The organism is Actinoallomurus sp. NPDC052308 (assembly GCF_040679195.1).
GTDB classification, from domain to species: domain Bacteria; phylum Actinomycetota; class Actinomycetes; order Streptosporangiales; family Streptosporangiaceae; genus Actinoallomurus; species Actinoallomurus liliacearum.
In genome coordinates, this window is record NZ_JBFAUM010000018.1 from 37802 (window position 1) to 49152 (window position 11351).

An 11351-nucleotide genomic window follows, 5' to 3' on the forward strand; every position below is an offset into this window, starting at 1 on the left:
CCGGGACCGGCCGCATCGCTCAGTCCGAGATCTCTATTCGTCGTTGTCTCTCCGTCGTCGACCTGGGAACCCGCACGGTCAGCACGCCCTCCGAGAGGCTCGCTTGCACGCCGTCGGGATCGATCTCGCCGGGCAGGTGCGTGCGAAGCTCGAACCGGCCGGTCCGCCGTTCTCTCCGGCGGAACAGGCCGCGCCCCTCCCGCTCGACGATGTCGCCCGTGATGACCAGCTCGCGGTCCTCCAGCTCGATGTCGACCGCGTCCTTGCGCACACCGGGCAGCTCGGCCTCGATGACGTACGCGTCCTTGGTTTCGTACACGTCCGCGAGCGGCACCCAGGGGAGCTCCTCCCCGAGACCGCCGAACGCGGCGTTCAGCAGCTCGCCCATCTGGTCGTAGACGTCGGCGAACTCTCCTGACCTGCCCGAGAGGGCGGTGCCGGGCTGATGCCGGCGTGTCATCGGCGGTGCCATGGCTCAGACCTCCTCGCCTCCTGGCTAAAAGCTGGCCTCCTGGCTGAAAACGCCTTCACCTTCGAAACTCGCTCTTCAAACAGACCGCCACATCCTCCGACCTGGTAGACATCACGCCTCCGGCCGGAGCGGTCGCGGCCGGCGCGGGTCTAGAGCAGGAGATCGAACACGCGGGTGACTCGCTCCCAGTGCTCGGTGTGCGGGTTCTTCAACTTCGTGTCGATGAGCTTGAAAGCGCGGGCGAGCGCCACCGTCAGCCCGCCCGCGAGCTCGGGGAGCCTTCCCTCGGTCTCCTCCGCGACGGCCAGGTCGAGCGGAGGGTGCTTCGCGAGTCGCTCGAGCAGGGACTCGACGTCGATCGCCTCGTCGAGCCTGCGGAACTCGTGGACGCACTCCTGCAGCCCCTTCGTCACGGGCAGGTCGTGTGGCTGGATGACATCACGGGCGTTCGCCTTGGCGTGCGCCTGGCCGATCAGGAGCAGGTCGTGGATCTTGCCGTCGACGAAGTCGTCGTAACGTTTGAGATCGTCCTTGTCGACGTCCAGGCTCGCCGCCGCTCGGAAGAGACGCTGGAACTGGGGTATGCCGGTCGGGGGCATGGATACCACCTCCCAGTGTCGAGCCTGGACCGCGGAGGCCGCGCCCGGCATCCCACATCCGGGTAGGTCGAAGGCGGGTGTCGGGTACGGGCCGGTGCCGGCGTGTCTCAGTTCCGGATCTCAGTCCCGGAACGACCCGGCGACCCGCGCGAACTCGTCCAGGACCCGCCGGGTCTCCTCGGCCGGGACCGTCGGCAGGTCGAACAGCACGCGCTCGACACCGGCCTCCGCCAGCCGGGCGACCACCTCACGGTCGGCGGGCACGGCGTAGACGGACACGGGGAGGTGCCCCCGGCCGACCTCCGTCGCGCGCCGCTCCAGCTCGGCGGTCCTGCGGGTGATTTCGTCGGTGCCCAGCCCGTAGGTCGGCATCCAGCCGTCGCCGTACTCCAGGACCCGGTCCAACGTCGTTGGCCCACTGCCGCCGACCAGGATCGGCGGATGCGGCCGCTGCACCGGCTTGGGCCAGCAGTAGATCGGGTCGAAGTTCACGAACCGGCCGTGGAACTCGGCCTCGTCCCGGGTCCAGATCTCCCGCATCGCGAGGATTCGTTCCCGCAGCAGTTCGACGCGGGTCCTGGGATCGGTACCGTGGTCGCGCATCTCCTCGCGGTTCCACCCGGCCCCGACTCCGACGACGACCCGACCGGCCGAGACACGGTCCAGACTCGCGATCTCCTTGGCCGTCACGATCGGGTCGCGCTCGACGAGGAGGAGGATGCCGGTGCCGACCAGAAGCCGCTCGGTCGCCTCGGCCGCGGACGTGAGGGCCACGAAGGGATCCAGTGTCCGGTAGTACTTCCGGGGCAGTTCGTCGCCCTCCGGCCACTGCGACTCCACCTTCACCGGAATATGCGTGTGCTCGGCGACGAACAGGGACTCGAAACCGCGCTCCTCGAGCACGCGTCCCAGGTCCGCTGGTGCGATCCCCTCGTCGGTGACGAATGTCGCGACTCCGAACTTCATCAGGCCCCCCGTTCCCCTCAGTGAACCTCTTCCAGGCCCGCCGCACCGCAAACGTCGACGAGCCCGCGCGGAGAGGCCACCTGTCCCCGGTGCGCCGTACCTCATCTGCCCGCACTCGTCAGGGCGGACGGATGATCCACTGCGTGGAACGACCACCCGACGGGGAAGTAAAATCCCGGCAAAGGAGGCGATGGCCCACGATTGCCGCAGGTGACCGAGGGCAAGGGCGGCGCGATGGAGGGCGGTGCGACGCCGAAGGAACGGAGGCGCTGCGATGCCCCAGACCGGATACCACTCCATCGACACCACCGTCGACAAGACGAATCGCATCCTGCACCTGATCGAAGAGTCCTACGACTGGCCGAAGGAGCGGCGTAACCAGTCCTACAACGCCTTGCGCGCGGTACTGCACGCGCTCCGCGATCGACTGACGGTCGACGAGGCCGTCGACTTCGCGGCCCAGCTGCCGATGCTCGTCCGCGGGATGTACTACGACGGATGGCATCCGAGCCAGGTGCCGAAGAAGATGCACAAGGACGAGTTCCTCGACCAGGTACGGACGGAGATGCCGCCGTACGAGATCCAGGGCGGCACGGAGGGTCTCGTACGCGCGGTCGTGGAGGCGCTCAGGGTCTACATCACCGACGGCGAGTGGGAGGACATCAAGGCGGAGCTGCCGAAGGATCTCGCCGCCATGCTGCCCTAGCGGACCGGGACGTCCGGTGACCTGCCCGATGTGGGGATGCGCCCGGCGGCCGGACGGGGTCATGCGCCGGCGGGGGGACATCCGTCCAGGCCGTGGTTGTGGTGCCAGCAACCACCGGAGGGCTCGGTGTCGAACTCGACGGCGGCGACGCCGTTCCCCCCGAAGTCGTTGTCGTGGACCCACGCGACACCACAGGTCCCGCGATCGGTGATGACCAGCCCGTGGGTCTGGGTCTTGCGCGGTTCGCCGTCCCATACGCGGTTGTCGTGGATCGAGGGACTGTGCACGCTCGCGGCCAGCGCGATGCCGGCTCTGACCTCGGGTGCGTCGGGCAGCCTGTACGGTGCGCCGGGATTCGGCGTGCCCTCGGACCACGCGGTGGCGGCACCGGGACGGGAGGGCGCGAGGATGAGTTCGGTGGCGGTGTTGCCGATCACGATGGCCTGTTGCCCGCCGGCCGTGACCCACTTGCCGACGTGCCCATCCGCGCGCCAGCCGGCCGAGGTGTCCATCAACGAGCGTGCCGTGTAGAACACCGTGTCGCCCTCGCCTTCGGCCGCTGGTTCGCACCGCCGGCCGTTGCTGCGGATCCGGTTGCCGGCGATGTCGGGATCGGCGAGCGCCGACTCGACGAAGATGCCGTCGAGGCCGTTGTCCCAGAACTCGTTGGCATCGATGATCATGTTGGCGGCCGCCTCCTGAGGGCCCGCGGCCAGGTTGTGCTGCCAGTACCCGTAACGGCCGTTGCCGCTGATGCGGTTGCCCGCCAAGGTGTAGGGGCCCGGGGTGTTGCCGATCGCGACACCGTCCCAGACGTTGTCCTCGATGACGCAGCCGGTGATGATCCCGCCGCGCCCGGCGACGGCGGACGTGCCCAGGGCCGAGACGTCGTAGCCGGCCTGATGGTTGCCGATCAGGGTGCATCCGGAGACGACCAGTCCGTCCGTGCCCCAGTCGGAGAGGCCGAAGCGATTTCCCTCCGAGTGACAGCCGATGACACGTATGCCGCGGGGCGGCGGCCATTCCCGGTTCTGCAGTTCGAAGAAGATGCCGTTCGTGCCGTTGCGCACGGTGGTGCATGAGGAGACCGTGCAGCGTTCGATGGAGCCCCAGCCGCCGGTACCGATGCCGATGCCGGCGCCGCCCAGCCACTCGCCGCTGCGCTCAAGCCGCCCGCAATGGACGACCAGCAGGTTCTCGACGAAGGTGTCCTGCAGGAAGTCGCAGCCGAACCCGGTGGCCGGAGTGTCGTGGATGTACAGGTCGCGGAATCTTCCCCGGAGGACGTACTGCAGGCCGAGTCCCTTGGCCAGCACGTCGTACTCGGAGAGGCTCACGCCGGAGCCGTCGATCTCGAAGTGCGCGAAGGTGCAGTCGGCGACGTGGTTGTGGCGACCGGCGCCGTGTTGCAGCGTGGTGAAGTAGGCCAGTGGGGTGGCGGTGGTCGGGTCGCCGGGGTTCGCCAGGGAGAACCGTGTGGCCGCCGGGCCGGCCCCGATCAGGGAGATGCCGCTCCGCCAGACGGTGCCCCGGTCGCGGATCGAATAGCGGCCCGCCGGGCAGAAGATGGTGCGCGGCTGGCCATCGTCCAGGTAGGCGTCCCCGAGCTTGTCGACCAGGTCCTGCAGGGCGGGCTGGTCGTTGGCCTTCCCGTCACCGACCAGCCCGTGCTCGAGCGCGTTGTGGAAGAAAGGGTCTGTGGGCATCAGGAAACCGGATCCAGACGGTCGATGAGGGTGCGGCAACGCTCCTGGTTCTCCCGCGCGCGCTCGCGCAGGTACTGGAAGCGCTGCCGCAGTCGGTCGGTGCACGCGTGCCGTTCGTCCCACAGCCGGTCGAGCTGGGCCAGCAACGGTCCGGCCTGGCTCTTCGCGATGGCGGTCAGCGCCGGCGCGCCGACCGTCTGCGCGAAGTCGAAGACCTTGCCGGCGTACGGCAGGGGCAGCACCGGCACCCCGGCGCAGGCGGCGAAGATCAGGAAGTGCAGCCGCATGCCGACCGCGAATTCCAGGTGCCGCATCAGCCCGGCGATCTGGCCGGGGCTGTAGGGGCGGTTGAGGATCCGCGCGTTCTCCGGCGCGCTCATCGCCGACAGCACCGCGTGCGCGTGGGCGATGTCGCCCCGCTCCATCGGAACGAACACCGCTTGGGCGTTGTATCTGCAGGTCATGAAGTCCGCGATCTCAGCGATCAGACCGTGGTAGGTCCTCTCGTCCAGGTTGTCGGCCGCGCCGCCGGGTTCGCGCACCGAGATCCCGACGAGGCGCGTCTGGGCGTCGATCCCCTCGCGGATCAGCATCTCCTCCGTGAACTCCTCCGGCTCCAGCAGCACCGCCGCGTCGGCGGTCGCCGAGATCTGCCGGGTGATCCCCATCCCCTCCAGGACGAGGATCGACTCCTGATCCCTGACCGTGAGGTCGGTCATCCGGTCGATGACCTCCCGTACGACGTCGATCTCCTCGTGGCCGGTCAGCGGTCCGGCCCCGATCGCGTAGCCGAACGTGGGGATGCCCAACTGGTGCGCCAGGCGTACGGGCCGCATGACCGAGGCCGCGAGGCCGTTGTGCAGGATTCCGCCGCCGCCGAGGACGAGCAGGTCCAGCCCGGCCTCCGCCTCGAGGAGCTGCCCCTGGGAGACCCCGGCGTAGGCCACCGCCGGGATGCCGAAACGGTTCTGGGTGTGTTCTGGGTGACGGCTGAAGACGACCCTTTCCGCAGCCGGTCGTATCTGCCGAAGGCTGTCCAGAACGCAGGCGAGGATGGCTTCGTCGCCGAGGTTCAGGCCCCCGTACGATCCGAGCACTCCGATCCGGAGTTCGTGCCGGTCATCATCCGACATTCGGTTCACCTCCCCTCAGGTCCGGTCAGCCGGACGAGGGACACGGTGTACTACGAGAGGCGTCGGGAGCGGCTCGGCGGGCGGCCTCCGGCGCCGGGGCCACGGTCGGCGCATGACCGCGCCGACCGGGACGAAATCACACACACCATGGTGACGGCAGCGGTGTGCCGCCACATCCTCACTTCAGGTAGCCCCGCGCTCCGGAGGACGACCGTCGGCGCGGCCGGGCGCCGCGTCGTACAAGAGCCGGTGGGCCGGCGCGTGCGCCGCGCGACGGGAGCCGTACCCGGGCGCTCGTCGAGGGCGTCGCGGGACCCGCGTTCTCGACGCGGCGGAGTCCTGCGAGAGACTAGATTCTTATGGTTTCACCGCGTCAGGGATCGTGGTGGGCCGGTGCACGGCGGAAGAGGTGGGTCGGTGGGCGCGGACACAGAGGCTCAGATCACGGATCTGACCGTCCATGATCATGCCTGCCTGACCTTCGGAGAGGCCGAAGAGCTCGCCGATCTGACCGCCGCGTTCGTCCGCGACGGACTGACGGGGGGAGCACGCGTGATCTGGCTCAGCGATACCCCGCACGAGGCGGTGGCCGAGCTGGGCCGGCGCGGATTCGACCCCACGGATGTCCCGGGCCGGCCGGCCCGGGACGGGACCGGGCCGATCACGGTGGTCGGCTGCCAGGAGGGCCTGACGGCCGGTCGCGCGTTCGACGTCGGACGGGCCGTTGGCTGGCTGCGCGAACAGGTGGAGCTGACCCGCCGGAAGGGCTATCCGGCGCTGCGGATCGCCCTGGACATGGGATGGGCGTTGCGGCCGATCGCCGGCATCGAGCAACTCCCCGCCTTCGAGCAGGAGATCGCCGTGATGGTCGGCGAGCCGGCGAAGCGGACGGCCGACGGCCGCGGTGCCGGGAGCGAGACCACCGGCGCGCTGTCGGTGCTGTGCCAGTACGACCGGGACCGGTTCGACCCCGTCACCCTCGCCTCGGTCGCGCCGTTCCACACGCATTCGGTCGCGGCGGCCACCTACCACGACGACGAACTGCTGCGGATCTGCCGCCAGTACGCGCCACCTGGAATCCGCATCGCCGGCCAGATCGACGTACAGGCCCAGGAGCCGCTCTCGCTGGCGTTGGCCGAGGCGATCCGGGTCGACGGCGACATCACCGTCAACATGGCGGATCTCACCTTCATCGACGTGTCCATCACCCGCCTGATCCTGGAGGTGGCCCGCAGCATCCCGCGATCCCGCCGCATGATCCTGCACTGCCACCCGGCGATCGAGTCCCGGTTCGTGATCCTGGGCGCCGCCGACCTGCCGAATGTCGATGTGAGCCGACGATGACGCACGACGCTCCGCACGATCCCCGCCGCCCCGACCTCGGGAGCGGGGAGAAGAGTGAACCATCGAGCACGATCGGCGCGGCGCCGGAGCAGGCCGAGCCATCAGAGCCGCCGATCCTGGACCAGGTCTTCGACGGCGACTCCCTGTACGCGCTGCGTTCGGCGGTCGAGGCGCACGCGGTCGCGGCGGGCATGCCGCAGGGCCGGGCGGAGGACGCCGTGATCTGCGTGCACGAGCTGGCCACCAACGCCATCCGGCACGGCGCCGGGACCGGACGGGCACGCGTCTGGCACCTTTCCGGGCGCCTCCGCTGCCAGGTCGACGACGAAGGCGCGCCGTCGGCCGCGTCACCACCTTCCGACGGTGACCCCACCGACCGGTGGCCCTATCAGCGCGGGCACGGCCTGTGGCTGATCCGCTGCGCCGCCGACGCCGTCAGCCTCCGCTCCGACCGGACCGGTACCCACGTCGTCCTGACGTTCGCGCTGCCCGAGCCCGGGCCCCGCCCGCCGTTCCGCCTGACCACCCGAGCGGTGCGGGACGGCACACCGGCGGGCCGGCCGCGGCTGATCCTCACCGCGACCGGAGATTTCGATCGGAAGGCGGGAGCCGAACTCCTCGGCACCGCCACCGACCTGATGGCCGACTCCCGCGCGGAGCTGATCCTCGACCTGCGCGCGGTCGCCTACTGGGACACCGCGGGAATCGCCGCGCTGTCCGGTCTGCAGCACCGCGTCGAGCAGGATCCGGCCGCGCGGCTCACCGTCGTCCTGGGGGAATCCTCGCTGCGCGAGTGCCTCCGGCACGCCGGCCTCGCCGACCGGCTCCTCCTCGTCGCCGACCTCGGTGACCTCGGTGACAGCGCCGACCAGGATGGTGCCGACCATGCCGGCGGCCCCGCCGAACCGCCGGAGGACACCGGCCCGGCGCGCTGAACCTCCGGCGCCGGTCGCGGTCGACGGCCGCCGGGAACGCTCCCTGTCACGACGGCTCACGCCCGTCGGCGGGACGTCGCAGACTCGGATATATCGGCGTACCGTGCGGGTCGTACCCCTGGACGGGAGGAGCGGGAATGACCGAGGTCGAGCACGTCGACGTGCTGATCATCGGTGCCGGGCTGTCCGGCATCGGTGCCGCCCACCACCTCCAGGAGGCGTTTCCCGGCAAGACGTACCGGATCCTGGAGGCACGGGACGCGATCGGCGGGACCTGGGACCTGTTCCGGTACCCCGGCGTCCGGTCGGACTCGGACATGCACACCCTCGGCTACCGGTTCCGGCCCTGGGGCCGGGCGAAGGCCATCGCGGACGGGGCGTCGATCCTGCGCTACATTCGCGACACCGCCGCCGAGGCGGGGGTCGATCGGCACATCCGCTTCGGGCACCGGGTCGTATCCGCGGAGTGGTCGAGCGAGGAGGCCCGCTGGACGGTCGAGGCCGTGCACGACGGCGCGCCGGTCCGGCTCACCTGCGGTTTCCTTTACTCCTGCAGCGGCTACTACCGCTACGACGCCGGCCACATGCCGGAGTTCCCGGGCGTGGAGCGGTTCGGCGGCACGGTGGTGCACCCCCAGCACTGGCCGGAGGATCTCGACTACACCGGCAAGAAGGTCGTGGTGATCGGCAGCGGCGCGACCGCGGTCACGCTGGTGCCGGCCATGGCCGAGCAGGCCGCGCACGTGACGATGCTGCAGCGCTCGCCCACCTACATCATGGCGTTGCCGGCCGAGGATCCCATTGCGAACAGGCTGCGGCGTCTGATCGGGAGCCGCCGCGCGTACCCGATCGTGCGGTGGAAGAACGTCGTGGTGATCACGCTGCTCTACCGGCTCAGCCGCCGCCGTCCGCGGCTCGTCAAGTCGGTGATCCGGAAGGGGCTGCTCCGGCGGCTGCCGCCGGGCTACGACGTCGACACCCACTTCACGCCCCGCTACCAGCCCTGGGACCAGCGGATGTGCTTCGTCCCCGACGGCGACCTGTTCCGGGCCATCCGTCGTGGGCGCGCCTCGGTGGTCACCGACCGGATCACGGAGTTCACCCGGACGGGGCTTCGCCTGGAATCGGGCGCCGAGCTGGACGCGGACGTCGTCGTCACCGCCACGGGTCTGCGGCTGCTGGCCTTCGGCGGCGTACGGCTCGCCGTCGACGGCCGCGAGGTCAGGCTGCCGGAGACGATGACCTACAAGGGCATGATGCTCAGCGGCGTGCCGAACTTCGTCTTCACCATCGGCTACACGAACGCCTCCTGGACCCTCAAAGCCGACCTCGTCAGCGAGTACGTCGTCCGGCTGCTGCGGCACCTCGACGCCCACGGCTATGACCAGTGCGTGCCGCGCAACGACGATCCGACGGTCACCCCACGCCCCCTTCTGGACTTCCAGTCCGGTTACGTGCTGCGCTCCGTCGACGAGTTCCCCAAGGCGGGCTCACGTGCCCCATGGCGGCTCGGCATGAGCTACGCGCACGACCTGGTCACCTTTCGGTATCGCGCCATCGACGACGGCGCCCTGCGGTTCTCCCGCCGGCCCGCCGCCTCCACGGCCGGCCGCCGCGCCGGCTGACCTCCCGCCGGCCGGGATTGGCGGCGAACCACGCCGACCGGGTAACGGGATCGCCTCCGACGCAGATCGACCGCAGGAAGGCTCGAATCCACCACTCCCGGCCGGACGGCGGGGAAGCGTTAGGAGAAGACGAATGGCGCTGAGCGCTCAGACGATGACCGATGAACAGCGCAAGGCGGTGGCGCTGGAGTACCTCAAGCGCCTCGACCGCGGCGACGACTTCTTCGACCTGTTCGCCGACGACGCGCAGGTCTACTTCCCCAAGTGGGGCGTCGCGACCGGCATGAAGGAGATCAAGCGGCTGTTCGCCGACGTCGGCGGCATCCTCGCCGCGATCGAGCACGACTACGCCTACCTCAACTTCGCCTACAACGGCGACCTGCTGGTCGTCGAGGGCACCTCTTCCGGGCGTACGGCGTCCGGCGCCGAGTGGCGGGCCGGCGTCACCCACGCCGGCCGCTGGTGCGACGTCTTCGAGATCCGCGACTTCAAGATCCAGCGGCTGTTCGTCTACCTCGACCCCGACTACGCGGACGCGGACACCGCCCGGTATCCGTGGCTGGCCGATTAGGAACGCAGGCTCGGGTCAGGGTTTCCGGTCTCCGCCGCGCGTGGCGTCGCGGTCCGGGGCCGGAAGCTCCTGCGGCCGCTCGGCCTGGCTCTCCAGGCGGGCCGCCTCCTCCCGCAGCCGCGCGGCCTCCTCCCGCAGCCCCCGTGCGGACTCCGGTTCCTCGTCATCGGTCATCAAGCCCTTGGTCTCGGACTTGAAGATGCGCATCGATCGCCCCAGCGACCGCGCGGCCTGCGGCAGCTTGGTGGATCCGAACAACAGGATGACCACCGCGAGCACTATCAGCCAGTGCCATATGGACAACTCGCCCATCGCCCTCTCCTCACTGACCAGGACGCCGGGTCACAACACGCTTGGTTTCGTATCCCCATCGTACTGTCGCGTCCGCTGAAGCTTGAGTCGCCCGCTAGATCCGATTTGACGCCTGTTGACGGTGGGATGGGTACGTACACGACGGAATCGGCGGATGGGGGAGGCATGCGTAGACCGACCAGGCGTCAAGCCCTGCTGGCAGCCGCCGTCGCCGGTGCCGGGTTGGCGGCGGGCGGCGTCCCCGAGCTGCTCCGGCTGGTACGGCCGGACGCGCGGCCCGGGAAGAAGCCCGCGCCGCACGCGCGTCCGTCCGGGGCCGGGCGTCCGCCGCGACGCGATCCCGGCTACGCGCACGGATCGCCGCAGGCGCTGCGCAGGCCGGTGCACAGCCTGCACGACCTGACGCCGGCCGCTCCGCCGAACGCCGTCGCGCTGACCATCGACGACGGTCCCCACCCGCGCTGGACGCCGATGATGCTGGATCTGCTCGCCGAACACCAGGTGCCGGCGACGTTCTCCCTGATCGCGAGCGAGGTCGCGGAGTATCCGAAGCTGGTCGAGCGGATCGTGGCCGCCGGGCACCAGGTCTGCGATCACACCGTCACCCACCCGCTGAACCTGCCAGGGCTCGGCGCCGGCCAGATCAAGGAGGAGATCGGCGGCGCGCACGACCGTATCGCGCAGGCCTCGGGCGTGGCTCCGAGGTACTTCCGCGCCCCCGGCGGCAACTGGTCCGCCCAGGTGATGGACACCGCGGCGGAGCACGGGATGATCTGCATCGACTGGGAGGTCGATCCGCGCGACTGGGCGCGTCCCGGCACGACGTCGATCACCAGGAGCATGCTCGGCAGCAAGGCCGGCGACATCATCCTGTGCCACGACGGCGGCGGGGACCGTTCGGAGACGATCCAGGCGCTGCGGACCGTGCTCCCGGCCCTCAAACAGCGCGGCCTGACGTTCGTGGCACTGTGACGCGGCGCGG

12 protein-coding genes are annotated in these 11351 nt (G+C 70.0%); 6 read left to right on the forward strand and 6 right to left on the reverse strand.

Annotation, left to right across the window (positions count from 1 at the left end; genetic code table 11):
• Positions 1-19: 19 nt before the first annotated feature.
• The 3 genes from AB0L00_RS31675 to AB0L00_RS31685 form a co-directional block, all read right to left on the reverse strand.
• Positions 20-472 carry an Hsp20/alpha crystallin family protein gene (locus AB0L00_RS31675; RefSeq protein WP_364440736.1) on the reverse strand — a complete coding sequence of 151 codons (453 nt, stop codon included), beginning with the start codon at positions 470-472 and terminating at the stop codon, positions 20-22.
• Positions 473-621: 149 nt separating this feature from the next.
• Positions 622-1071 (reverse strand): DUF1931 family protein, encoded by a 450-nt coding sequence (locus tag AB0L00_RS31680; RefSeq protein ID WP_364440737.1) that lies wholly within the window; start codon positions 1069-1071, stop codon positions 622-624.
• A 120-nt stretch (positions 1072-1191) separates the two neighbouring features.
• Positions 1192-2037: an LLM class F420-dependent oxidoreductase gene (locus tag AB0L00_RS31685; protein ID WP_364440738.1), complete on the reverse strand. Its 846-nt coding sequence runs from the start codon at positions 2035-2037 to the stop codon at positions 1192-1194.
• Between the two features lie 274 nt (positions 2038-2311).
• Here AB0L00_RS31685 and AB0L00_RS31690 point away from each other — a divergent pair, with 274 nt between their 5' ends.
• Positions 2312-2743, forward strand: coding sequence for a DUF2267 domain-containing protein (locus AB0L00_RS31690; RefSeq protein ID WP_364440739.1), 432 nt, complete (start codon positions 2312-2314; stop codon positions 2741-2743).
• 59 nt (positions 2744-2802) lie between these two features.
• Here AB0L00_RS31690 and AB0L00_RS31695 read toward each other — a convergent pair whose 3' ends face one another.
• Both AB0L00_RS31695 and AB0L00_RS31700 read right to left on the reverse strand, forming a co-directional pair.
• A complete protein-coding gene (locus AB0L00_RS31695; protein ID WP_364440740.1) occupies positions 2803-4449 on the reverse strand; it encodes a right-handed parallel beta-helix repeat-containing protein in 1647 nt (548 codons plus the stop codon).
• Positions 4449-5582 (reverse strand): polysaccharide pyruvyl transferase family protein, encoded by a 1134-nt coding sequence (locus tag AB0L00_RS31700; protein ID WP_364440741.1) that lies wholly within the window; start codon positions 5580-5582, stop codon positions 4449-4451. Before AB0L00_RS31700 ends, AB0L00_RS31695 begins: the two co-directional genes overlap by 1 nt.
• Before the next feature lie 417 nt (positions 5583-5999).
• On the opposite strand from AB0L00_RS31700, the gene AB0L00_RS31705 reads away from it, so the two are divergent.
• The 4 genes from AB0L00_RS31705 to AB0L00_RS31720 all read left to right on the forward strand — a co-directional run bounded on the left by AB0L00_RS31705 (position 6000) and on the right by AB0L00_RS31720 (position 10057).
• Positions 6000-6926: an MEDS domain-containing protein gene (locus AB0L00_RS31705; RefSeq protein ID WP_364440742.1), complete on the forward strand. Its 927-nt coding sequence runs from the start codon at positions 6000-6002 to the stop codon at positions 6924-6926.
• Positions 6923-7861 (forward strand): ATP-binding protein, encoded by a 939-nt coding sequence (locus tag AB0L00_RS31710; protein ID WP_364440743.1) that lies wholly within the window; start codon positions 6923-6925, stop codon positions 7859-7861. The genes AB0L00_RS31705 and AB0L00_RS31710 overlap by 4 nt, the downstream gene beginning before the upstream one ends.
• Positions 7862-7998: 137 nt before the next feature.
• Positions 7999-9486 carry an NAD(P)/FAD-dependent oxidoreductase gene (locus AB0L00_RS31715; protein ID WP_364440744.1) on the forward strand — a complete coding sequence of 496 codons (1488 nt, stop codon included), beginning with the start codon at positions 7999-8001 and terminating at the stop codon, positions 9484-9486.
• A 133-nt stretch (positions 9487-9619) separates the two neighbouring features.
• Positions 9620-10057: a nuclear transport factor 2 family protein gene (locus tag AB0L00_RS31720; protein WP_364440745.1), complete on the forward strand. Its 438-nt coding sequence runs from the start codon at positions 9620-9622 to the stop codon at positions 10055-10057.
• A gap of 15 nt (positions 10058-10072) precedes the next feature.
• On the opposite strand, the gene tatA is transcribed toward AB0L00_RS31720, so the two are convergent.
• Complete coding sequence (gene tatA, locus AB0L00_RS31725; protein WP_364440746.1) at positions 10073-10369, reverse strand: Sec-independent protein translocase subunit TatA; 297 nt, start codon at positions 10367-10369, stop codon at positions 10073-10075.
• A 165-nt stretch (positions 10370-10534) separates the two neighbouring features.
• Here tatA and AB0L00_RS31730 point away from each other — a divergent pair, with 165 nt between their 5' ends.
• On the forward strand, positions 10535-11341 hold the full coding sequence (locus AB0L00_RS31730; protein WP_364440747.1) for a polysaccharide deacetylase family protein: 807 nt from the start codon (positions 10535-10537) through the stop codon (positions 11339-11341).
• Positions 11342-11351: the final 10 nt, after the last annotated feature.

What these genes read in the sequence shown, in the direction of transcription:
- AB0L00_RS31675 (WP_364440736.1), bottom strand. Translation starts at nt 472, where the DNA reads ATGGCACCGCCGATGACACGCCGGCATCAGCCCGGCACCGCCCTCTCG.
- AB0L00_RS31680 (WP_364440737.1), bottom strand. Translation starts at nt 1,071, where the DNA reads ATGCCCCCGACCGGCATACCCCAGTTCCAGCGTCTCTTCCGAGCGGCG.
- AB0L00_RS31685 (WP_364440738.1), bottom strand. Translation starts at nt 2,037, where the DNA reads ATGAAGTTCGGAGTCGCGACATTCGTCACCGACGAGGGGATCGCACCA.
- AB0L00_RS31690 (WP_364440739.1), top strand. Translation starts at nt 2,312, where the DNA reads ATGCCCCAGACCGGATACCACTCCATCGACACCACCGTCGACAAGACG.
- AB0L00_RS31695 (WP_364440740.1), bottom strand. Translation starts at nt 4,449, where the DNA reads ATGCCCACAGACCCTTTCTTCCACAACGCGCTCGAGCACGGGCTGGTC.
- AB0L00_RS31700 (WP_364440741.1), bottom strand. Translation starts at nt 5,582, where the DNA reads ATGTCGGATGATGACCGGCACGAACTCCGGATCGGAGTGCTCGGATCG.
- AB0L00_RS31710 (WP_364440743.1), top strand. Translation starts at nt 6,923, where the DNA reads ATGACGCACGACGCTCCGCACGATCCCCGCCGCCCCGACCTCGGGAGC.
- AB0L00_RS31715 (WP_364440744.1), top strand. Translation starts at nt 7,999, where the DNA reads ATGACCGAGGTCGAGCACGTCGACGTGCTGATCATCGGTGCCGGGCTG.
- AB0L00_RS31720 (WP_364440745.1), top strand. Translation starts at nt 9,620, where the DNA reads ATGGCGCTGAGCGCTCAGACGATGACCGATGAACAGCGCAAGGCGGTG.
- tatA (WP_364440746.1), bottom strand. Translation starts at nt 10,369, where the DNA reads ATGGGCGAGTTGTCCATATGGCACTGGCTGATAGTGCTCGCGGTGGTC.
- AB0L00_RS31730 (WP_364440747.1), top strand. Translation starts at nt 10,535, where the DNA reads ATGCGTAGACCGACCAGGCGTCAAGCCCTGCTGGCAGCCGCCGTCGCC.